This is a genomic window from Desulfovibrio desulfuricans (assembly GCF_004801255.1).
GTDB lineage: Bacteria > Desulfobacterota > Desulfovibrionia > Desulfovibrionales > Desulfovibrionaceae > Desulfovibrio > Desulfovibrio desulfuricans_C.
Genome location: NZ_CP036295.1, coordinates 1,352,239 through 1,373,390, shown reverse-complemented (window position 1 = coordinate 1,373,390; position 21,152 = coordinate 1,352,239). Strand labels below are relative to the sequence as shown.

The following is a 21,152-nucleotide window of genomic DNA, read 5'->3' as shown; positions in this document are numbered from 1 at the left end:
AGAATGGAACTCTTTATTTTTCTCGGCTCCCTCTTCTTCTTCATGCTCATAGGCGTTCCGCTGGCGCTGGTGCTGGTGCTGTGCGCCATTGTGCTTATGTGGAACTCGGGCATGTGGGACGCCATGATCATTCCCGGCAGCATGCTGGACGGCGCAAACAACTACCCGCTCATGGCCATCCCCTTCTTTGTGTTTGCGGGTGAAATCATGGCGGAGGGCGGCCTTTCAAAACGCGTGGTGCAGCTGGCCCAGCTCATGATTGGCCGGGTACGCGGCGGCCTTGGCTATGCGGCCATTATCGCCAGCATTATCTTTGCCGGTCTTATGGGCAGCTCGGTGGGTGAAGCCGCGGCCCTTGGCGGTCTGCTGCTGCCCATGATGAAAGAAGTGGGCTACCATCCGGGCCGCGCGGGCGCGGTCATAGCATCTGGCGCCATACTTGGCCCCATTATCCCGCCGAGCACCAACTTTATTCTGCTTGGCGCGACGGTCAGCGGGCTTTCCATCACCAAGCTGTTCATGATCGGCCTTGTGCCGGGCATCCTTATCGGTCTGGCCCTCATGGTGGTGTGGTTCTTTGTGGTGCGCAAGGACGGCTACAACGAAACCATCCGTTTCACCAAACAGGAAGCAATCAAGATCATTATTGATTCCACGCCAGCCTTCATGATGCCGGTGCTGCTGCTGGGCGGCATCCGCTTTGGCATCTTTACGCCCACCGAGGGCGGCGCATTTGCGGCCATTTACGCCATCCTGGTGTGCGTGCTGTACTACCGCGAGCTTTCGTTCCGCGATCTGCTGCGGGTCAGCGCACGCGCGGCCCGCACCACCTCGGTGGTTATGCTGATTGTGGCCACGGCCACGGCTGTGGGCTGGTTTATCACCATAGCGCAAATTCCCAACCAGATGACCGCGCTGTTCTCGCCGCTCATCGACAGCCCCATATTGCTGCTCATCAGCATCAATATCTTCCTGTTCCTGATCGGCATGGTCATGGACCTTACGCCCAACATCCTGATTTTTGCGCCGGTATTTTACCCGCTCATCCAGCAGGCTGGCATTGATCCCTACTACTTCGGCCTGCTGTTTGTGCTTAACCTCGGCATCGGCGTTATCACGCCCCCGGTGGGCACGGTGCTGTACGTGGTGTGCGGCATCGGACACATCAAGTTTGCCGACCTGGTTGTCAAACTGCTACCATTTGTTTTGGTGGAAACCATCATGCTCTTCCTGCTGCTGTTCTTCCCCAAGCTCTCGCTTGTTCCCATGAACTGGCTTATGGGCGGCAACTAGCAGCAGCCCCCTGACGCATCAAGCCCCTGCCTTTACCCAAGGCAGGGGCTTTTTTATGGCCCCGCCATTAGCGCAATCCCCAAAAGTGTGGATTCCAGCATCCGTCAGGATGATGTGACCGCCAGCAAGGTCAAAAACGGCAAGCCCTACCTTGTGTACGGCACTATGGGCGGCGAGGGCCAACCCCAAACCCAGGCCGCCATTGTTACCCGCGTGGTCGACTTTGGCATGACCCCGCAAGAGGCCATTGCCGCATCCCGTGCGTTTGATTGAAAATTACACCGACACCATGGGCCATGCTGGCGCCATCCTTGTGGATCAGGCCACCGGCGTGCGCCAGGGCGGCACTGACCCGAGGGGCGACGGCGCAGCCGTGGCCTACTAGCCTTATAGCGCAACCTGCGGGGCTGAGCCCCACCTAAAAAACCCGCCGAAGGCACAAGCCCCGGCGGGTTTTTTAGGTGGCAAATGTCTGTGCGGGGCTATGCCCGGTCCATGTCGGCGTGGCCAAGGTCTTCGAGCACCAGGGTTGGCTGGTGCTCCTCACGCGCCAGATCAGCGCGCGTGGCCTCGCCGCTGAGCACCAGTATGGAATCTATGCCCGCATTGCGGGCCAGTTGCATGTCTGTGCTCAGGCGGTCGCCCACCATGACCATTTCTTCCTTGCGGTAGCGCGCCAGCAAGGGCGCGAGCACGGCGGGGTCGGGCTTGCCAAAAATATGTTGGGGCTTTCTGCCCGTGGCGGTTGCGTACAGGCTGATAAAACTGCCAACGTCGGGCAGCGGGCCTTCGGGCGAGGGGCACACAAGGTCGGGATGCGTGGCAAGAAAAAGCACGGAGCTGTCCTGCAACAGCAGGGCCGACCGGGCAAGCTTGTGGTAGGTAAGCTCTGTATCGTAGGCCAGCACAACGGCCTGCGCACCCTGTTCCACCAGTTGCACCTCGGGCATGCGCCTTTGCAGGTCGTGCTGAAAGTCGGCATTGCCCACCGGAAACACGCGCAAGATGCCCCTGGACCGCAAAAAATCCACCAGCGGCGTCACGGGTGAAAGCAGCAGATCTTCGCGCGCGGCGATGCCCATTCCATTGAGCTTGTCCACATAGGTCAGGGGAGATTTGGAAGTATTGTTGCTCAAAAAATAAAAATCGAGTCTGCCCCAGTGCTGCTGAATAAAACGCACCGCTCCGGCGATGGGGATATGACCGAGATAAACGGTGCCGTCCATATCGAGCACAACGCAGCGTTTTTGTGACCAGTCCATATCTGCAATCCTTGAGTTTTTTGCATTTATTATGCGGCATTGACGCCTATGGCAAGGGCGCGAACAACATTGCCCCGTGTTCAATCTTGACGCAACACAGCAAATTGATAACCATACGGCATTAACAACCTTCCTGGGCAAAACCGCTGCAACCACTCAATCGGTCTGGCACTTCAGTTTTGTCGCGCAGTTGCGCCGTGATCATACGGCGGCACAGGGGCGCGGCATCTTGCAGCGTCTGCTTGCCGCAGGACGGTTAGGACAATTTGCTCCACTGGAGAAACCATGCTTGAAACTACTGTTGTCGTCATCGGCGGCGGCGCAACAGGCATAGGAACACTGCGCGATCTCTGCATGCGCGGCGTTTCTGCCATATTGCTCGAACAGGGCGGCCTTGCCCACGGCACAAGCTCACGCTTTCACGGTCTGCTGCACAGCGGCGGCCGCTATGCTGTAAACGATAACGAATCAGCGCGCGAGTGCATTGAAGAAAACATGATCGTGCGGCGTATCGGCAGGCAGTGCGTGGAAGAAACCGAGGGTTTTTTTGCCCTGACGCCCGAGGACGACCCCGCCTATGTGGATCGCTGGGTTGAGGCCTGCGGCCGCGCTGGCATCGACGCGCCCGAGATAGACGTTAAAGAGGCCCTGCGCCTTGAGCCCAACATGTCGCCAGAGATCAGCCGCGTTTTTCGCGTGCCCGATTCGTGCGTTGACGGCTTTCGCCTGGTGCTGCACAACGCCATGTCGGCCCGGCGCTACGGCGGGCGCATGCTCACCTATCACGAGGTGACAGGCATTCGCCAAAAAAACGGCAAGGTTTGCGGTGTTACCGCCGTCAACCGCCAAACGGGCGAAAGCGTGGAAATTGCCTGCTCTGTCATCGTCAACGCCGCCGGTTCGTGGTCGGGCCGCATCGCGGCGCTGGCCGGGCTGGATGTGGCTGTTTCGCCTGACCGTGGTACGCTTGTGGTCTTTAACCACCGGTTTACCTCGCGCGTGGTCAACCGCCTGCACCCTGGCTCTGACGGCGATATTTTTGTGCCGCACGGTTCCATTACCATCCTTGGCACAACATCCACGCCCACCGACAGACCCGACGACACCACCCCCACCAGCGAGGAAGTGCTGCGCCTGCTCAAAATTGGCGAACCGCTGTTCCCCAGAGTGAAAGAATACCGCATTCTGCGCGCTTTTGCGGGCACACGCCCCCTCTACACGCCGGGCAATGCCGCCGGGCGCAAGGCCAGCCGCAATTTCCATGTTATGGACCACGCCGAGCAGGGCCTTGACGGCATGGTTTCCATTTTCGGCGGCAAGCTGACCACATACCGCCTCATGGGCGAACGCACCGCAGACAAGGTTTGCGCCAAACTTGGCGTTACCGCATCCTGCCGCACCGCGCAGGAGGCCATCGTGCCCGACCCGGACGAAGCCACGCTTTCCCGCGCCGCCAAGTACTTTCCCGTGCAGGGCATCAAGCTTATGGCCGACCGCATGGGCGACGACCTCACCCCGGTGCTGGAACACGCGGAAAAAGCCGACAGCAACCCCCTGCTCTGCGAATGCGAGATGGTCAGCCTGGCCGAAATAGAATGCGTGGCCAACGACCCCTCCACCCACTCGCTTACCGACATTCGCCTGCGCACGCGTCTGGGCATGGGCACCTGCCAGGGCACGTTCTGCTCGCTGCGCACGGTGGCGGCGCTGTCGGAGCACGGCGTTACCCTCGAATTTTCTGCCACCGACAACGTGCGGCGCTTCCTGCAGGAGCGCTGGGGCGGCCTGCGCCCCGCCCTGTGGGGCATGCAGGCGCGTGAAATGGAACTTGGCCGCGCCGTATACGCGGGAACACTCAATCTTGATGGAGCCGCCCATGAGCAGGATTGTTGACGTACTGGTGGTCGGCTCCGGCATGGCGGGCCTCATGGCCGCCCTTACCGCAGCCGAACAGGGCCGCAGCGTGCAGCTGCTCACAACGGGCATGGGTTCGCTGGCTATCAGCGGCGGCTCGGTGGACTTTCTTGGCTACGCCGACGGCAGGCTTGCCGCCGACCCCTGGCAGAGCCTTGCCCTGCTGCCCGAAGACCATCCCTACCGGCTGCTGGGGACAGAAAGCGTCCGCTCGGCCTTTCAGTTTTTTGCTGACGTGATGGAGCGCCAGCACTGGCCCATGCGCCCTGCGCTTGCGCAATCCGGCGCGCCGCGCAATACCCAGCTGCCCACCATCATGGGCACGCTCAAACCTTCCTATCTGCTGCCCGCCAGCCTGGACGCCCAGGCCCTGACCAGCGCCAAACGGGTGCTGGTGCTCAGCGTGCAGGGTCTGCGCGATTGCCGCACGGCGCTGGTGGTCAGCCAGCTCAAACGCTACAAAAGCTGGACCGACAGGGAATTCAGCCAGGGGCTCCTGCCTTCGCCCTTTGGCGAGACGCACCGCGCCATAACAGCCCTCGACCTCGCCCGCCTTGCGGACAAGCCGCAAAGCCGCCAGTGGCTGCTGGACGCTCTGGCCCCGCATGCCGGCAAGTACGACCTTATCCTTATACCGCCCCTGTGCGGCAGCAAGGCCAACCCCGAAACATGGCAGGCCATCAATGCCGCAGCGGGCTGCCCGGTGGTGGAGATGCTGTCCATTCCTCCGGGGGTGGGCGGGCTGCGCCTGCGCGACGCCCTGCTGCACGCCCTGCACAAGCACAACTTTGAAATGGTGGAAAACACCACAGTTCTGCGGGCCGAAATCAGCGGCAAGTCCTGCACCGCGCTGGTGGCCGAGGCGTCCGGCCAGCTGCGCCGCCACGCCGCCCGAGCCTTTGTGGCGGCCACCGGCGGCATCCTTGGCGGCGGCATGACCCTTGAGCCCGGTAAATGCTGGGATTCCGTATTTGGCATCGACATTACCGTTCCGCAGGATGTGGCGCAGTGGTCAGAGCCCGAGATATTCGGCAGCCATCTGTTTTCACACATGGGCGTCCGGGTTGACCGCGAAATGCGGCCCGTGGACGCAGCGGCAGCCGTGCGCTGGCAAAACGTTTTTTTTGCCGGGCGCAGCCTTGGCGGCTACGATTATGCAACAGAAAAAAGCGGTCACGGCGTTGCCATAGCCACGGGCTGGCAGGCGGGCCGCATGGCCGCCGCAGCGGCCGGAGCCGGGGAAAACCAATGAGCGTGCGCATTAATCCTGACAAATGCATAGCCTGCACCACCTGCGTGGTGCACTGCCCCGTGGCGGAGGCCACCCCCAAGTTTCTGGGCCCGCGCATGATAGGCCCTGCCTACGAGCGCTTTCGTCTGCTGGGGCTGACCGAAGACCCCTCGCTGCACTACTGCGCCAACTGCAAAAACTGCGACATCTCCTGCCCCCATGGCGTGCCGGTGTCGAGCCTCAACATGATGGCCCGGGCAGACCAGTTCAAAACGCACTCTCCCGGCCTGCGCGACTGGGTGCTTGGCCACGGCGAGCTCATGGCCAAATGGCTGCGGCTTATCCCGGCAGCGCTCAAGAACTTTGGCATGCTCAACCCTGTCACGCGTTCGGTGCTGGACGCTCTGGGCATCGACAAACGCGCCCCCCTGCCAGCATTTGCGCCGCAGACCTTCCGCCAGCTCATGCGCCATGTGCACCAGCCCGACCACAAACGCAGCGTGATTTTTTACCCCGGCTGCTATGTGGACGTGTACGACCCCCGCACCGGACTTGATATGGTGTGGGCCATAAACCGTGCGGGATACAAGGTTATTGTGCCCGATGAGCTTGTGTGTTGCGGCCTGCCCATGGTGGCCAACGGCTTTTGGCAGCATGCCCGCGCCAATGCGGAGCACAACCTCAAAGCCCTTGGCCAATGGCGCGACGCCGGTCTGCCGGTGGTGACGGGTTGCCCAAGCTGCGCGCTGATGTTCCGCGTTGACCTGCCGGAGTACTTCCCCGATGTGGCGGAAAAGTACGGCGCGTGCAGCCTGGCCGACGCGCAGGAATTTCTGCTGGATGCCGTGGACAGCGGCGACCTTTCGCTGGCTGTTGACGGCAAGCATACAAACCTGCCCGACCTCAAGCTCATCTACCATGCTCCCTGCCACCTGCGGGCGCAGGGCAACGGCCTGCCGGGCCTTGAGCTGCTGCGTCGCCTCGACGGCGTAACTGTGGAAAACGCCGACGCCGGCTGCTGCGGCATCTCCGGCAGCTATGGTTTTAAAAAGGAAAAGTACGACATCGCCCAGACCGTGGGCGCAGAACTGTTTGCCAAAGTGCGCGAAAGCGGCGCTCAGGCGGCTGTGTCTGAGTGCGGAACCTGCCGCGTGCAGATTACGCACGGCTCTGGCAAGTTCAGCCTGCACCCGGTCAGCATTTTGCGTCAGCGGCTTGAGGCGCGCTAGACGCAACGACATCTGCTTACAGCCCAACGGGTGCAGGCGCTCTGCCGCCTGCACCCAGGAATTTCATATGACAAACGACAATAGCAAATACGCCACCAGAGACTTCTGGAACTGCCGGGCGGCGTCATTTCCCCGTTATGAAGCGGGAGACGACAACTACGAGGCCCGCATGCTGCGCCTTGCCCGTGAAAACGGCGTGGATTTTTGCGGCAAAACAGTGCTCGACGTGGGCAGCGGCAGCGGCATGTACACCATCCGCCTTGCGCAGGAGGCGGCATCGGTAACTGCGGTGGATATTTCGGACGAAATGCTGCGCATCCTCATGCAGGACGCCGCAGCGCAGGGCCTCGACAACATCAGGCCCGTTGTTTCAGACTGGCAAAACTTTGCGGATGACCAGCGGTACCAGATTGTTTTCGCCTCCATGACCCCAGCCCTTACCGACGATGCCGCCCGCGAAAAGCTGCACGCCTGTGCCCTTGAGCAGGTGGTCTTTATCGGCTTTACCGAGCGCAAACCCTCGGATGTAATGGCCGACCTGTATGTGCGCTATGCCGTCAGCCCGCCCCAATTTGCCGATGCCCCACCCATGCGCGCATGGCTGCAGGCCCGCCGCATTGCGCACACGGCACTGCCTGTGGACGGACAGTGGATTGTGCCGCACAGCCGCGAGCATCTGCTCAAGGCCTGCGCGGCAAACCTGCTTGCACGGGGCGCACAGCCGGATATGGCCCATCTGGCCGCGCACGTTGAAGCCTTTCGCAACGCTGACGGACAATATATTGAGCGCACCAGCTACAGCCTTGAAATGCTAATCTGGCATATTTGCTGAAGGTTTTGGCTGCTGACACTCGTTTGCCGAGATTTTCTGCAGCTGCATCCGCCCGTCCCGCCCCATGCGCAACCATTGCCGCCAGCTTTACCTGCAATATGGCCCGCTGCCTGGCTGACAAATTTGTTTACCAGCTGTAATATCTAATTTTTTTACTATCCACTCACGCTTTGCGTGCGCAACAGATTTTTCTGTATATTGGTACAATTTTAGCTCAAATTCCCCGCGCCTCGCTCATCTAAGACCACACATACACAAAATCCCCTCCCAGCGCCGCCCGACCGGCGCAATGCCGCGTGCCTTGCCCAAGCCTGCCTGACAGCCAGTGCAAAGTGCTGACTCACGCATGCCCCAGCCCCGCCCTGCCCTGCCGCATGGCGGGGTTTACCGTCTGCGGGGCAAGCCTGCGCGTTGTTGTGTCGCTTGTGCATATGCCGCTTACGCGGATTAAAAGCGCAACGGCAGGCAGCGTGGGCGCGGCCCCACAGCTGCGGTCATGCGCTCGATTGTCGTTTTGGCCCAGTGACGACGGGCAGTTTCAGACAAATTTGTATTGTCGCAAGGGCCGAAAAAATGGCCGCAGAAATTTGATTAATAATTTTACTGCACTACGTTGATAGCGCCATTTTTCTTCTGCATGGCTGTTTTTACATTTTTGTATTGATTGTACAGGCAAATTATAAAATTATTCAATAAAATAAGTATATTAATCATACGGCACGCTTTCTGCACAAAGAGGGACAAGCGCAACGAGCGCGGGAACATCAAACCCAGAGGGATTCTCATGCGTCAGGTAGCAATTTACGGCAAGGGCGGTATCGGCAAGTCCACAACCACACAGAACCTTAACGCTGGCCTTGGCGAAATTGGCAAGAAGATCATGATCGTCGGCTGCGACCCCAAGGCGGACTCCACCCGTCTTATCTTGGGCGGCCTTGCCCAGCAGAGCGTGCTCGATACCCTGCGCGAAGAGGGTGAAGACATCGAACTGGATCTGGTGCTCAAAAACGGCTTCAAGGGCATCCGCTGCGTGGAATCCGGCGGCCCCGAACCTGGCGTCGGCTGCGCTGGCCGAGGCATCATCACCTCCATCAATCTGCTGGAACGCCTGGGCGCGTACACCGAAGACCTCGACTACGTGTTCTACGACGTTCTGGGCGACGTTGTGTGCGGCGGTTTTGCCATGCCTATCCGTGAAGGCAAGGCCCGGGAAATCTACATCGTGGCTTCGGGCGAAATGATGGCCCTCTACGCCGCCAACAACATCTGCAAGGGTATTAAAAAGTACGCCAATACCGGCGGCGTGCGCCTTGGCGGCATCATCTGCAACAGCCGCAAGGTTGATGGCGAAGCCGAGCTCGTCTCTGCCGTCGCCAAGGAAATCGGCACCCAGATGATTCACTTTGTGCCGCGCGACAACATGGTGCAGCGCGCCGAAATCAACAAGCAGACCGTTATCGAATTCGACCCCACCTGCGGACAGGCCGATGAATACCGCTCCCTGGCCCAGAAGATCGACGGCAACGACATGTTTATCATTCCCAAGCCCCTCTCCCAGGAACGGCTCGAAGAGCTGCTCATGGAACACGGCCTGATGGACGCCTAAATCAACAGCACAATACGGAGAACAGCTATGCAGATGATTCGCACGATTATTCGGCCTGAAAAGACCACCGAGGTTCTCTCCGAGCTGCTGTCAGCGGGCTTCCCCGCCGTTACCAAGCTCGACGTGGTGGGCCGCGGCAAGCAGAAGGGCATCATGGTGGGCGACATCCAGTACGACGAAATTCCCAAGCAGATGCTCATGCTTGTGGTCAGCGATGAAGACAAGGACGACGCCATCCGCGTTATCCTGCGAGTGGCCAAAACCGGCGACGGACACTTTGGCGATGGCAGAATCTTTGTTTCAAGCGTCAGCGAGGCCTGGACCATCAGCAGCGGCAAGTCCGGCCTGTAGGAGGCTCCCATGCAGGAAATAGTTGCAATGGTTCGAGCCAACATGGTGGCAGCTACCAAAAATGCCCTGTCCAAAGCCGGATGTCCCTCATTCTCATGCACAAAGTGCCTGGGACGCGGAAAAAAGGGTATTGATCCCGCCACGTTGCGCATGGTTATGGAAAGCGGCGAGCTGCCGCGCACTCCGGCGGGCGAGTCGCTGACCGAAGTGGGCAGGCTGATTCCCAAACGGTTGTTCAATATCTGCGTTCCCGATGAAAAGGTCGAGTCAGTTGTTAAGGCCATCATAGAGGCCAACAGCACCGGCCACCCCGGCGATGGAAAGATCTTTGTGATGCCGGTGGAAGAATCCTATGTGGTTCGCACTGGCGAGCGCGCTGACGCATAAGGAAGGTATGTATGAGTATTGACGCCAACGCAGTAGTGCTTGAGCGCTACAACGCCAAGGTCTTCAAAAACCGCAAGGAGCACATGCTCAAGGTCAATCCTGCGGAAGACCAGATGATTATAGCCAACACGCGTGCCATTCCCGGCATCATGACCAACCGGGGCTGCTGTTACGCGGGCTGCAAGGGCGTTGTGCTCGGCCCCATCAAGGATATGGTCCTGATTACCCACGGCCCTGTGGGCTGCGGCTTCTACAGCTGGGGCACGCGCCGCAACAAGGCCAAGGCAGAGGGCGATACCCCAAACTACATCCAGTACTGCTTTAGTACGGACATGCAGGAACCGGACATCGTCTTTGGCGGCACCAAAAAGCTCAAGAAGGCCATCGACGAGATCATGGAGCTCATGCACCCCAAGACCATCATGATCGCCGCCACCTGCCCCGTGGGCCTGATCGGCGACGACATTCAGGCCGTGGCCGCAGAAGCTGAAAAGGAATACGGCATCCGTTGCGTGGCGTACAGCTGCGAAGGATACAAGGGCGTAAGCCAGTCGGCTGGTCACCACATCGCCAACAACGGCCTGATGAAGCGCGTTATCGGCACCGGCAGCTACGAGCCCGCCACCAAGTATTCCGTCAACATCCTTGGCGAATACAACATCGGCGGCGACGGTTGGGAGCAGGAGCGCATCCTGAGAAAAATCGGCTACGAAGTGGTTTCGGTTTTCACCGGCGACGGCGAAGTGGAACGCATAGCCAGCTCGCACAAGGCCAATCTCAACCTTGTGCAGTGCCACCGCTCCATCAACTACATCGCCGAAATGATGAAGACCAAGTACGGCGTGGACTGGCTGAAGGTCAACTTTATCGGTCTGGAAGGAACCATTGAAAGCCTGCGCAACATGGCCGCCTACTTTGGCGATCCGGAGCTTGCGCAGCGTACCGAGCAGGTTATCGCCGAAGAACTGGCCGAAGTGCAGGACCAGGTGGCCTCGTACAAGGCCCGCCTCAACGGCAAGACCGCGGCCCTCTTTGTGGGCGGCAGCCGCTCGCACCACTATCAGGGCCTGCTGCAGGACCTGGGCATCAAGACCGTGCTGGCCGGTTACGAATTTGGCCACCGCGACGACTACGAAGGGCGCGAAGTCATCCCCAACATCAAGGATGACGCGGACAGCAAAAACATCGAACACATCACCGTGGAAAAGGACGACAAAAAGTATCACGCCTACCTTACCCAGGAACAGTACGACAAGCTGGCCGCCGAGATCCCGCTTGAAAAGTACCACGGCATGATGCGCGACATGGATGAGGGCACCTACGTGGTTGACGACCTCAACATGTACGAAGCTGAAAAATTTATGGAAATTCTCAAGCCCGACATGTTCTTCTCCGGCATCAAGGACAAGTACGCGCTGCAGAAGGCAGGGACCCTCTCCCGGCAGCTGCACAGCTACGATTACAGCGGGCCTTACGCGGGTTTCAAGGGTGCGGCAAAATTCGGTTACGACCTCTGCATGGGGTACTTTACCCCCGCATGGCACATGGTAACCCCGCCCTGGAAAAACCGCGCCACCCTGCAAGGAACTGTGGGAGAATAGTATGCTTGACCTCACCCCAAAGACACATGTGAACAGATCGGGCGTTCTTATCAACCCGTGCAAGACCTGTCAGCCGGTGGGCGCACTGTTTGCCGCGCTGGGCGTGCACAACTGCATGCCGTACAGCCACGGATCGCAGGGTTGCGTTTCGTATCACCGCACCTACCTTACGCGTCACTTCAAGGAACCCGCCATCGCCTGCACCAGCTCCTTTACCGAAGGCGCGTGCGTATTCGGCGGCGGCCCCAACATCCGTCAGGGCGTCAAGACCGTTTTTGAGGTCTACAACCCCGACATCATCGCGGTACACACGACCTGTCTCTCGGAAACCATCGGCGATGACCTCAAGACCTACATCGACGACATGGAAATTCCCGACGACAAGATCGTGGTGCACTGCAACACGCCGAGCTACGTCGGCTCGCACGTGACGGGCTTTGGCAACATGATGGCCGGTTTCATCAACTACCTTGCCGTCAAGGGCAAGGCCACCGAAACCGTTGCGGTGTTCCCCGGCTTTGTGAACCCCGGCGACATCCGCGAGTACAAGCACCTTGTGTCGCTCATGAAGCTCAAGTCCATCATGTTCCCCGACTGCAGCAACGTCATGGACGCCCCCATGACCGGCGAATACAAGATGTACCCCGAAGGCGGAACCACCATTGACGAGATCCGCGCTCTGGGCTCGTGCCGCAAGGTTCTGGCGCTTGGCCGCCTGACCAGCGCGGAACCAGCCGCCCAGCTCAAGCGCCGCTGCGGTGTGGACTTTACCCTGCTGCCGCTGCCCATGGGCCTGGCCGACACCGATGCCTTTATCATGGCCATGGCCAGCCTCAACGGCGGCGAAGTTGACCCGCTTATCGACGAAGAACGGGGCCGCCTGCTCGACCTCATGCTCGACGCCAACCCCTACTTCTATGACAAAAAAGTCGCCATCTACGGCGATCCCGACACGGTGCTGGGCATGACCCGCTTCTGCCTTGAGCTTGGCATGGTCCCCAAGTACGTGCTCACCGGTACGCCCGGCGAAACCTTTGTCAAGCTGGCCAAGGCCCTGTTCAAGGAATACGGCAAGGAAGATATGTGCCAGGCCTTCGCGGCCAAAGACCTCTTTGACCTGCACCAGTTCATCAAGGATGAACCCGTTGACCTGCTGCTCGGCAACTCGCACGGCAAGCAGATCGCCAAGGCCGAGAGCATTCCGCTGGTTCGCGCCGGCTTCCCGGTTCTCGACCGTTACGGACACGCGTCGCTGCCCATCGTCGGCTACCGGGGCGCGTTCCAGCTGGCCACCAAAATCGCCGATGCGCTCATGGACGAGTTTGACCGCAACTGCGCCGACGAAGACATGGATCTGATCATGTAAGACGGCTCAAAGCCGCGACAAGGGCCGGGGGGTACGCCCCCCGCCCTTCCAAGGGGGTTCCCATGGCTATGGAAATACTTGAAGAACGCCGCACGTCCATCAAGGAAAAGGGAAACAAGGGCGGGGGCTGCTGCAGCGGCGACGGCCTGCGTTGCGATACGGCCAGCGTGGCCGGTTCCGTGAGCCAGCGGGCCTGCGTGTACTGTGGTGCGCGCGTGGTGTTAAACCCCATTACCGACGCGTTTCATATTGTTCACGGCCCCATCGGCTGCGCCAGCTACACCTGGGATATTCGCGGCAGCCTCACAAGCGGGTCGGAACTCTTCCGCAACAGTTTTTCCACCGACCTGCAGGAAAAAGACATCATCTTTGGCGGCGCCGAAAAGCTCACCCGCGCCATTGACGAGGCTGTGGCCAACTACGCGCCCAGACTCATCTTTGTCTACGCCACCTGCATTGTGGGCGTCATCGGCGACGATGTGGAGGCCGTGTGCCGCAATGCCGAAAAAATGCACGGCATACGAGTTATCGCGGTCAAGGCTCCGGGTTTTTCGGGCACCAAGTCCACGGGCTACCGCATGGCCTGCAACGCCCTCGTGCAGCTTATGGAGCCGCACAAGGACCAGCCCAAGATCAAGGGCGTCAACATCCTTGGCGACTACAACCTCGCGGGCGAAATGTGGATCATCCGCAACTACCTGCGTGAAATGGGCATTCCCATTGTGGCCACGCTCACCGGCGACGCCGCGTACGAGACGCTCATCAAGGCCCCGGCTGCCCAGCTCAACATTGTGCAGTGCGCAGGCTCCATGATGTATCTGGCCCGCCGCATGGAAGACGAAATGGGCGTGCCCTGGATGCGCGCCAGCTTCTTTGGGGTGGAGGACACCTCCACAGCCCTGCGTCAGGTGGCCGAACGCCTCAACGACGACTACGCCAGGCGTCAGGCCGAGGCCCTTATTGCCGAGCGCGGCGCCAGAGCCGAGGCTTTTCTTGAACAGTACAAGCCGCACTTTGTGGGCAAAAAGGCCGCCATCTTTGTGGGCGGCGGCTTCAAGGCCATATCGCTCATCCGCCAGTTCAACGAGATGGGCATCGAAACCGTGGTGGTCGGAACCCAGACCGGCAAGCCTGAAGATTATGAAATCATTTCAAGCCTGGTGAACCCCGGCACCGTCATACTGGACGACGCCAACCCGGCGGAGCTTGAAACATTCATGAAGCAGAAAGGCGCGGATATTCTGGTTGGCGGCGTCAAGGAACGCCCCCTGGCCTACAAGCTCGGCATTGCCTTTTGCGACCACAACCACGAACGCAAGCATGCCCTGGGCGGTTTTGAAGGCGTGGAAAACTTCACCCGCGAGGTGAACCTTTCGATCAACAGCCCTGTGTGGCAATTCACGCGCAGCAACGCCTCATTTGCCGGGGCGGCGCAGGCGCAGGCCAATCTGGTGCACCAGGCACTGGCCGCAAGAGCAGCACATTTCTAGCACAGCGTAATCGGCTTGCACGCAGTTTGCCCGCCGCCGCGGCCACTGGCCGCCTGGAACAAAGGAGAAGACAATGAGCGCCAATCTTGTCAACCTGAATACAAATCCCTGCAAGATGTGCATGCCCATGGGTTCGGTAAGCGCCTTCTACGGCATCAGCAAGAGCATGAGCATTCTGCACGGTTCGCAGGGGTGCAGCACCTATATTCGGCGGCACATGGCAACCCACTACAATGAGCCGGTAGATATCGCCTCTTCTTCACTTACGGAAGAGGGAACAGTTTTCGGCGGTACAAAAAATCTGCTCAAGGGGCTTGAAAACCTCATCAAGCTGTACAACCCCGAGGTGATCGGCGTATCCACCACCTGCCTGGCCGAGACCATCGGCGAGGACGTGCCCGCCATTATCAAGCAGTTCAAGGACGAACACCCCGAGGTGACGGCCACCATCATCCCTGTGTCGTCGCCCGGCTACGGCGGCTCGCAGTACGAGGGCTTTTTCCGCGCGTTGCACGCCATTGTGCGTCACGTCCCCATGGATTCCGCGCCAAACAACCTGGTTAACATCATCACCGGGCACCTCTCGGCGGCGGACACAAGGGCGCTCAAAGCGCTGCTGGACGCCTGCGGCCTTGACTACGTGCTGCTGCCCGACCTTTCGCAAAACCTTGATGGCGGACACGAAGACAACTACAACCGACTGCCCCAGTACGGCACGACGCTTGCGCGTATTGGCCGCATGGCCGGGGCGCGGATCACGCTTGAGCTTTCGCCCTTCTGCCCCGAGGAATATTCGCCCGGCGCGTATCTGCGCGATACCTGGGGCGTGCCGCTCCTGCGCATGAACCTGCCCGTGGGCCTGCGCGATACCGACGCCTTTGTGGCCACGCTCGAAGCGCTTGGCGGATCCATCCCCGCCGCTGTGCGCGAAGAGCGCGCCCGGTACCTTGACGCCATGATCGATGCGCACAAATACAACGCGCAGTGCCGCGTTGCCGTATTTGGCGAACCGGACATGGTGCTGGCCCTTGTGCGCGCCACGAGCGAAAACGGCGCTGTGCCCGTGGTGGCAGCCACTGGCAGCCGTTGCGCCGCGTTTGAAAAGACGCTTGCGCCCGACATGGCCCAGGCCACGGAAACGCAGTTCAGCGGCGACTTTGACATTCTCAATTTTGCGGACTTTGCCGGCATTGAAAACGCGCTGCTGGCCCGCAAGGCCAACCTCATGCTGGGCAATTCCGACGGCCGCCGCATCGAGGAGAGCCACCATGTCCCGTTGCTGCGGTACGGCTTTCCCATTCACGACAGGGTCGGCGGGCAACGCACGCGCCTGTTGTTCTATGACGGCTCGCTCTGCCTGATGGAAGCAACGGCCAACGCCATGCTGCAACACACCGAGAGCAGCTTTCGCGAGGAGCTTCTTAACAAATACTTCAAGGATGAAGCCTCCATGCAGGCTGAAGCCTCCCACATTGAAGTTGCCGAACCAGCCAGCGGGCAGGCAAGCGCCTCAGCTGCGCCCGTTGCCGCCTCCGCGCTCAACGAGCTGGTGGCCCCCAGCACTGCCATCATTGCGGAGCGCACCAAGTCCCACCCCTGTTTCAGCTGCGGGGCCTGCTCCACCTCGGCGCGGCTGCACCTGCCCATAGCGCCCAAGTGCAACCTGAGCTGCAACTACTGTCTGCGCAAGTACGACTGCGCCAACGAGAGCCGCCCCGGCGTCACCACAGCCGTGCTCACCCCGGCCCAGGCCTTTGACCGCTTTATGTCGGTCAAGCGCGACATGCCCAACCTCACGGTTGTGGGCATCGCTGGCCCCGGCGATTCACTGGCCAACCCGCATGAGACCTTTCGCACGCTGGAGATGATCCGCAGGGAAGACCCCAATATCACTTTCTGCATGTCCACCAACGGTCTGGCCCTGCCGGAATACGTGGAGGACATGAAGCGCGTCGGCGTGAGCCACGCCACCGTGACCATCAACGCCGTCGATCCCGCCATTGGCGCGCAGATCTACAAGTTTGCCATGTACCGCGGCAAGCGCTACACGGGCGAAACCGCCGCGGCCCTGCTGCTGGCCAACCAGATGGCGGGCCTGCGGGCCCTCACCCAGGTGGGCATTGTGAGCAAGGTCAACACTGTGCTGCTCAAGGGCATCAACGACGGGCACATCCCGCAGGTGGTTGAAACAGCGCGCGAACTTGGCGCGGTAATGACCAACATCATGCAGCTCATCCCGGTCAAGGGCAGCGTTTTTCAAAACATGCCCCTTGTGAGCAACAAGGAGCTCATGGACATGCGCCGCAGCTGCGAGCCAACGCTCAAGCAGATGTACCACTGCAAGCAGTGCCGCGCCGATGCCGTGGGCCTGCTGGCCGACGACAGGTCCATCGACTACCGCCCGCCCGTGGCCGAAAAGGCCCCCGTGGTGGAAGAAGCCAAGCACGCCGTGGCCCGCAAGATACGCATCGCCGTTGCCTCCAAGACCGGCATGACCGTTGACCAGCACTTTGGCCAGGCCGAACAGTTCTACATCTACGAAAGCGACGGCGACGCCGCCAGCTACGTCGAAACGCGCAGCGTCTCCCGTTACTGCAACGGCATGGACGATTGCGGTGAAAAGGCGGGGCGCATGGCGGGCATTCTGGCCGCCGTGGACGACTGCAAGGGCGTGCTTGCCCTGCGCATTGGCGAAAGCCCGCTCAAAAAGCTTGAGACCAGGGGTATACGCGTGTTCACCCTCTACGAAAATGTGGACAAGGCCGTGAATGACGCCGCCAGGGCGCTCTGCGGATAATTCCGGCCCATTCCACCGGCCTGACCGGAGGCAAACCGGTCAGGCCGGGGCACACGCCAACTTTGCCAAGAGGTTATTTCCATGCCTCAACTGGTGGACAGAACGCTCTGCCTGCTGTACCGGGTGCTGCCAGCCGCGCACTCGCAGGAGCAAAGGCAGACCGCTGACGCATTTGCGCTCTGGGCCGGGGAATGGATCGACCTCATGCGCCACATGGGTTTTGTGGTCGAAATTCCCCCTGACCTGCAGTTTGCCGCAGCCAGCGCCAAGGCCCGTCGTACGGGCAAACGCCCGGCCCCTTACGGCCCCTGGGCGAGGCTGAGCGGCTGCTGCGATGCGCTCTATACCTTTGAAACAGACCTGTGGCCGCGCTTTGCCGCCATCAGGGATACCGTGGAATTTTGCCCCGGCGATCATTCGGGCTGCGCCACGGCCCTGGCGGTGATGTGGCTGCTCAAGGGCGGCCCACGCGTGGCGGGATGCATTGGCGGCTCGGCCCTGCACGGCCCCGACGCCGGCCCTGCGCTGGAAGAAGTGGCCCTGAGCCTGCACGCCCAGGGGCTCGACACCGGCCTGACAAACCTTAAAAAGCTGCCCCGCGCCACGGCCCTGCTGACCCGGGCGGGCTTTGACATATCCCGCCACAAGGCAGTGCTGGGCACGGATGTTTTTGCGGTCGAATCCGGCATTCATGTGGACGGCATCGCCAAAAAACCCTTGCTCTACGAGCCGTATCCGCCAGCCACCGTCGGTCTTGAGCGCCACATTGTGGTGGGCAAGCATTCCGGTCGTGTTTCCGTGCGTCTCAAGGCCCGCCAGATGGGTTTAACCTTGCCGCGCGAGGCGGAAGAACATATACTCGAAAAAGTTCAGCAGCTGGCCGAGAGCCAGCAGTGCAGCCTGAGCGACGCCCAGTTTCTCGACCTGTGTCACACATGCCATCCCCCCGAATCCTTGTCTTCTGCCCGAACGGACTGTTGCGGTCTTTCGGGTGCAACGGCTTCTGCGGAGGTGGGCCATGCCTGAGATCATTATTGTCGACACTACCCTGCGCGACGGCGAGCAGGCTCCGGGCTTCGCCTTTGCCCCCGCCCTCAAGATACGCCTGGCGTCCATGCTGGACGAGGCGGGCGTGGACCAGATTGAGGCGGGCGTTCCCGCCATGGGCGAAAACGAAAAAGCTACCATCCGTTCCATCCGCGAGGCCTGCGCCACGGCCCGCATCTCTACCTGGAACCGCCTGCGCGAGAGCGACGTGCGCCACTCCTTTGACTGCTCGCCCCACATCATCCACCTGTGCTGTCCCGTCTCTGACCGACAGATCAAGGACAAACTCAAAACCACCCGCGCCGAAGTGCTGGCCTCGCTGGCCAAATGCGTCGCTCTGGCCGCAAGCCGTGGGGCGGAAGTGACCGTGGGCTTTGAAGACGCCTCGCACGCCTCGCCAGACCAGCTGCGCGAAGCGGCGCGGGCCGCGCGGCAATGCGGGGTTGTGCGCGTGCGCCTCAGCGATACCGTGGGCTGCTACACGCCCGACAAGGTCTGGCGGGCCGTGCGCATGCTGCGCGAAACTGGCGTGGATGTGGAAATTCACGCGCACAACGACTTTGGCATGGCCGTTGCCAACTCCCTCATGGCCGTCAATGCCGGGGCGCGCTACGTCAACACCACATTGTGGGGCATTGGCGAGCGGGCGGGCAACTGCGGTCTGGCCACCTTTACGGCGGCTGCGGGGCGGCTGGGCAATACGTCCTGCGCGGTAGACGCCCGCAAGGCCCTGGAACTGGAGCGCCTTGCGGCCACGCTGCTGCCGCAAAAATCCATGAACGGCTGGGGCAAGCATCTGGGGTACGGGTATGGCACCCGCCCCTTTGGCTTATAGTGGCGCAAAATACCTTTATTATATTACGGCATATAAATAGACGTTATTTTAAATAACTATATTACTGGTTGCCGCTAACACTCTGGACGCCCCCAGCATACGGAGATAGCCATGAAATGCGACTGCATTGCAGTGCTGGAAAATACTGATAATTCAATCACCAACATGGAAAACTGCACGCGCCTTTCTGTCTGGCTGCGCGACTGGAGCGTCGGCAAGGGCTGGCATGCCGCCGAATCCGTGCCTTTTTCGCTTGAAGGGTGCGACACGCTTGCCAAGATGCGCGACAAACTGCGGCAACTGGCCAGCCTGCTGCCTGCAGATTCCGCCATTGCCGGGGCCAGCATCTCAGGCGTGGCATATAACGAACTCAGCCGCATGGGCTTTTGCCTGTGCGAGCTTGATGCCTTTACGCCCGATATTCTCGACGCCCTTGCAAGCGAAATACTCGCTTCCGCCCAGGGCGAGGCGGAGGTTCCCACCGCGCCCACGCCCACAGATGCGCCCGGCGTGTACAGCATCAATCTCATGGAAGTTCAGGCCGCGCACCCCGACATCACGTCAAAAAAAGCTCTGCGCCCCTTTTTGGCCTCCACGCCCTTTGTGGAACTTAAAATCATCTGCGGGCACATGCCGCCGTGGCTTGAGGAACACCTGCGCCAGCACCGCCTGACCTGCTCCATTGCCCGACAGGAAGACGGAACCGTTCACGCCAGCATTTCGCACGCCCTCTGCGGCGAGACCCCGTCCAGCGGGCTTCAGGAGCACAGATCATGAGCATGACGCTGCAACTCGAAACAGTATTTACCCCCTACGGCCCAATTTCAGACGTACACGTGCTCTCGCGCTGGGCGGACGGCGCTCCGCAGGACTGCCGCCTGCTGGCAAAGGATACCGTGCCCACGCCGCAGGGCTGGCTTGTGCCGCTCTACGATCCGGAAGACGTGCGCCGCAGCAGCGGCAAGAGCTTCAGCCTTTACCCCAACGGCATGTGGCGCAACCTTGAGCTGCAAAGCCAAACCACCGTAAGCACGCCTTTGGGCGACATGCCCGCCGAATGGCTGGCATGGCACGGAAACGGCGCGCTCAAGCGCATACTGCTGCGCAAGGGCAAACTGAGCGGCTACTGGACAGAGGAGGACGAGCGCAAACTGACCACAGAGCTCAGCCTTGACCTGTACGGGCAGGATATCCGCGCCAGGGTGCAGGGCCTGCGCTACTACCCATCTGGCCTGCTTGAAAGCGTCACCTTCTGGCCGGGAGAAAACATCCGCCTTCTCGCCCCGCTCGGCCCCATGCCCGTGCGGTACGGCTGCGCCTTTTACGACAACGGCGCGTTGCGCAGCTGCGAACCCTCGCGGCCTGTGCACGTGCCCACGCCCCTGGGCGATCTGACGGCCTACGACTCCACGGCTTCGGCCATTTGCGGCGACGTCAATTCCCTGTGTTTTTTTGAAAACGGCGCGGTTTCGAGCCTTGTCACCGCCGCATGCTCGCTGCGCTGGCTTGCAGACGGCAAACAGCACAGTATTTCGCCGCGTATGGAAAAGGACCAGCTCACCATGCTGCGCACCGTGGTGGTTCCCCTGCGGCTGACGTTCTTGCCTGACGGGCTGGTGCAGATGGACGACGGCCAGCAGGTCATGCTGGCCATGGCGCAGGACATATCTGTTGCGCCCTTTGTGGCTCTGCCCGACATGCGGCCAGGGCATTAGAGCCTCCCGCGTCAGAATGCCCGATTGCTGTCGGCGCAAGCCCTCCCTGCAAATATTTTGCAGCGCGATTCTGTCAAAATCCGTGCTGGAGCAGACCGCCGTTTACGGCGCGTATCTGCTCCAGCACGCTCAATTTGTGCAATACTACTTTTATTACAATAAGTTATACCTATAAGTATACAACGGGCGCAGCCAG

General features: G+C 60.6%; 20 protein-coding genes. 19 read left to right on the top strand and 1 reads right to left on the bottom strand.

Going from position 1 to position 21,152, the window contains the following annotated elements:
- The first annotated feature begins 3 nt into the window (after positions 1–3).
- The 3 genes from DDIC_RS05765 (at position 4) to DDIC_RS14040 (ending at position 1,678) form a co-directional block, all read left to right on the top strand.
- A complete protein-coding gene (locus tag DDIC_RS05765; RefSeq protein WP_136399557.1) occupies positions 4–1,293 on the top strand; it encodes a TRAP transporter large permease in 1,290 nt (429 codons plus the stop codon).
- Between the two features lie 87 nt (positions 1,294–1,380).
- Positions 1,381–1,566 carry a gamma-glutamyltransferase gene (locus DDIC_RS13940; protein ID WP_247647569.1) on the top strand — a complete coding sequence of 62 codons (186 nt, stop codon included), beginning with the start codon at positions 1,381–1,383 and terminating at the stop codon, positions 1,564–1,566.
- Complete coding sequence (locus tag DDIC_RS14040) at positions 1,553–1,678, top strand: hypothetical protein (protein ID WP_282097280.1); 126 nt, start codon at positions 1,553–1,555, stop codon at positions 1,676–1,678. Before DDIC_RS13940 ends, DDIC_RS14040 begins: the two co-directional genes overlap by 14 nt.
- 97 nt (positions 1,679–1,775) lie before the next feature.
- On the opposite strand, the gene DDIC_RS05755 is transcribed toward DDIC_RS14040, so the two are convergent.
- On the bottom strand, positions 1,776–2,555 hold the full coding sequence (locus DDIC_RS05755; protein ID WP_136399556.1) for an HAD-IIA family hydrolase: 780 nt from the start codon (positions 2,553–2,555) through the stop codon (positions 1,776–1,778).
- A gap of 76 nt (positions 2,556–2,631) precedes the next feature.
- Here DDIC_RS05755 and DDIC_RS13775 point away from each other — a divergent pair, with 76 nt between their 5' ends.
- From DDIC_RS13775 to DDIC_RS05680, 16 genes are all read left to right on the top strand, one after another.
- A complete protein-coding gene (locus DDIC_RS13775) occupies positions 2,632–2,889 on the top strand; it encodes a hypothetical protein (RefSeq protein ID WP_168732477.1) in 258 nt (85 codons plus the stop codon).
- The gene (gene glpA, locus DDIC_RS05750) at positions 2,841–4,448 is read left to right on the top strand and encodes an anaerobic glycerol-3-phosphate dehydrogenase subunit GlpA (protein ID WP_136399555.1); all 1,608 of its coding nucleotides are present in this window, start codon (positions 2,841–2,843) and stop codon (positions 4,446–4,448) included. The genes DDIC_RS13775 and glpA overlap by 49 nt, the downstream gene beginning before the upstream one ends.
- Entirely contained in the window at positions 4,432–5,721 is a 1,290-nt protein-coding gene (glpB, locus tag DDIC_RS05745) for an anaerobic glycerol-3-phosphate dehydrogenase subunit GlpB (RefSeq protein WP_136399554.1), read from the top strand. Before glpA ends, glpB begins: the two co-directional genes overlap by 17 nt.
- Positions 5,718–6,929 (top strand): anaerobic glycerol-3-phosphate dehydrogenase subunit C, encoded by a 1,212-nt coding sequence (locus DDIC_RS05740; RefSeq protein WP_136399553.1) that lies wholly within the window; start codon positions 5,718–5,720, stop codon positions 6,927–6,929. Before glpB ends, DDIC_RS05740 begins: the two co-directional genes overlap by 4 nt.
- 67 nt (positions 6,930–6,996) lie before the next feature.
- Positions 6,997–7,761: a class I SAM-dependent methyltransferase gene (locus tag DDIC_RS05735; RefSeq protein ID WP_136399552.1), complete on the top strand. Its 765-nt coding sequence runs from the start codon at positions 6,997–6,999 to the stop codon at positions 7,759–7,761.
- A 784-nt stretch (positions 7,762–8,545) separates the two neighbouring features.
- On the top strand, positions 8,546–9,367 hold the full coding sequence (gene nifH / locus DDIC_RS05730) for a nitrogenase iron protein (RefSeq protein WP_136399551.1): 822 nt from the start codon (positions 8,546–8,548) through the stop codon (positions 9,365–9,367).
- Positions 9,368–9,394: 27 nt separating this feature from the next.
- Positions 9,395–9,718 carry a P-II family nitrogen regulator gene (locus DDIC_RS05725; protein WP_022659259.1) on the top strand — a complete coding sequence of 108 codons (324 nt, stop codon included), beginning with the start codon at positions 9,395–9,397 and terminating at the stop codon, positions 9,716–9,718.
- Positions 9,719–9,727: 9 nt separating this feature from the next.
- The gene (locus DDIC_RS05720; RefSeq protein ID WP_136399550.1) at positions 9,728–10,105 is read left to right on the top strand and encodes a P-II family nitrogen regulator; all 378 of its coding nucleotides are present in this window, start codon (positions 9,728–9,730) and stop codon (positions 10,103–10,105) included.
- An 11-nt stretch (positions 10,106–10,116) separates the two neighbouring features.
- Complete coding sequence (gene nifD / locus DDIC_RS05715; RefSeq protein ID WP_136399549.1) at positions 10,117–11,706, top strand: nitrogenase molybdenum-iron protein alpha chain; 1,590 nt, start codon at positions 10,117–10,119, stop codon at positions 11,704–11,706.
- Between the two features lies 1 nt (position 11,707).
- Complete coding sequence (locus tag DDIC_RS05710; RefSeq protein WP_136399548.1) at positions 11,708–13,072, top strand: nitrogenase component 1; 1,365 nt, start codon at positions 11,708–11,710, stop codon at positions 13,070–13,072.
- Positions 13,073–13,134: 62 nt separating this feature from the next.
- The gene (gene nifE / locus DDIC_RS05705; RefSeq protein WP_136399547.1) at positions 13,135–14,562 is read left to right on the top strand and encodes a nitrogenase iron-molybdenum cofactor biosynthesis protein NifE; all 1,428 of its coding nucleotides are present in this window, start codon (positions 13,135–13,137) and stop codon (positions 14,560–14,562) included.
- A gap of 73 nt (positions 14,563–14,635) precedes the next feature.
- Positions 14,636–17,359, top strand: a complete 2,724-nt coding sequence (nifB, locus tag DDIC_RS05700) for a nitrogenase cofactor biosynthesis protein NifB (RefSeq protein WP_136399546.1) — start codon at positions 14,636–14,638, stop codon at positions 17,357–17,359.
- 81 nt (positions 17,360–17,440) lie between these two features.
- Positions 17,441–18,385: a homocitrate synthase/isopropylmalate synthase family protein gene (locus DDIC_RS05695; protein ID WP_136399545.1), complete on the top strand. Its 945-nt coding sequence runs from the start codon at positions 17,441–17,443 to the stop codon at positions 18,383–18,385.
- Positions 18,378–19,241, top strand: coding sequence for a homocitrate synthase (locus DDIC_RS05690; RefSeq protein WP_136399544.1), 864 nt, complete (start codon positions 18,378–18,380; stop codon positions 19,239–19,241). The genes DDIC_RS05695 and DDIC_RS05690 overlap by 8 nt, the downstream gene beginning before the upstream one ends.
- A gap of 111 nt (positions 19,242–19,352) precedes the next feature.
- Positions 19,353–20,018, top strand: coding sequence for a Fe-only nitrogenase accessory AnfO family protein (locus tag DDIC_RS05685; protein WP_136399543.1), 666 nt, complete (start codon positions 19,353–19,355; stop codon positions 20,016–20,018).
- Positions 20,015–20,956: a hypothetical protein gene (locus tag DDIC_RS05680; RefSeq protein WP_136399542.1), complete on the top strand. Its 942-nt coding sequence runs from the start codon at positions 20,015–20,017 to the stop codon at positions 20,954–20,956. Before DDIC_RS05685 ends, DDIC_RS05680 begins: the two co-directional genes overlap by 4 nt.
- Positions 20,957–21,152 lie beyond the last annotated feature (196 nt).

Bases quoted from the DNA above. Each gene is read 5' to 3' on its own strand.
- DDIC_RS05765 (WP_136399557.1), top strand. From the start codon at position 4: ATGGAACTCTTTATTTTTCTCGGCTCCCTCTTCTTCTTCATGCTCATA.
- DDIC_RS05755 (WP_136399556.1), bottom strand. From the start codon at position 2,555: ATGGACTGGTCACAAAAACGCTGCGTTGTGCTCGATATGGACGGCACC.
- glpA (WP_136399555.1), top strand. From the start codon at position 2,841: ATGCTTGAAACTACTGTTGTCGTCATCGGCGGCGGCGCAACAGGCATA.
- glpB (WP_136399554.1), top strand. From the start codon at position 4,432: ATGAGCAGGATTGTTGACGTACTGGTGGTCGGCTCCGGCATGGCGGGC.
- DDIC_RS05740 (WP_136399553.1), top strand. From the start codon at position 5,718: ATGAGCGTGCGCATTAATCCTGACAAATGCATAGCCTGCACCACCTGC.
- DDIC_RS05735 (WP_136399552.1), top strand. From the start codon at position 6,997: ATGACAAACGACAATAGCAAATACGCCACCAGAGACTTCTGGAACTGC.
- nifH (WP_136399551.1), top strand. From the start codon at position 8,546: ATGCGTCAGGTAGCAATTTACGGCAAGGGCGGTATCGGCAAGTCCACA.
- DDIC_RS05725 (WP_022659259.1), top strand. From the start codon at position 9,395: ATGCAGATGATTCGCACGATTATTCGGCCTGAAAAGACCACCGAGGTT.
- DDIC_RS05720 (WP_136399550.1), top strand. From the start codon at position 9,728: ATGCAGGAAATAGTTGCAATGGTTCGAGCCAACATGGTGGCAGCTACC.
- nifD (WP_136399549.1), top strand. From the start codon at position 10,117: ATGAGTATTGACGCCAACGCAGTAGTGCTTGAGCGCTACAACGCCAAG.
- DDIC_RS05710 (WP_136399548.1), top strand. From the start codon at position 11,708: ATGCTTGACCTCACCCCAAAGACACATGTGAACAGATCGGGCGTTCTT.
- nifE (WP_136399547.1), top strand. From the start codon at position 13,135: ATGGCTATGGAAATACTTGAAGAACGCCGCACGTCCATCAAGGAAAAG.
- nifB (WP_136399546.1), top strand. From the start codon at position 14,636: ATGAGCGCCAATCTTGTCAACCTGAATACAAATCCCTGCAAGATGTGC.
- DDIC_RS05695 (WP_136399545.1), top strand. From the start codon at position 17,441: ATGCCTCAACTGGTGGACAGAACGCTCTGCCTGCTGTACCGGGTGCTG.
- DDIC_RS05690 (WP_136399544.1), top strand. From the start codon at position 18,378: ATGCCTGAGATCATTATTGTCGACACTACCCTGCGCGACGGCGAGCAG.
- DDIC_RS05685 (WP_136399543.1), top strand. From the start codon at position 19,353: ATGAAATGCGACTGCATTGCAGTGCTGGAAAATACTGATAATTCAATC.
- DDIC_RS05680 (WP_136399542.1), top strand. From the start codon at position 20,015: ATGAGCATGACGCTGCAACTCGAAACAGTATTTACCCCCTACGGCCCA.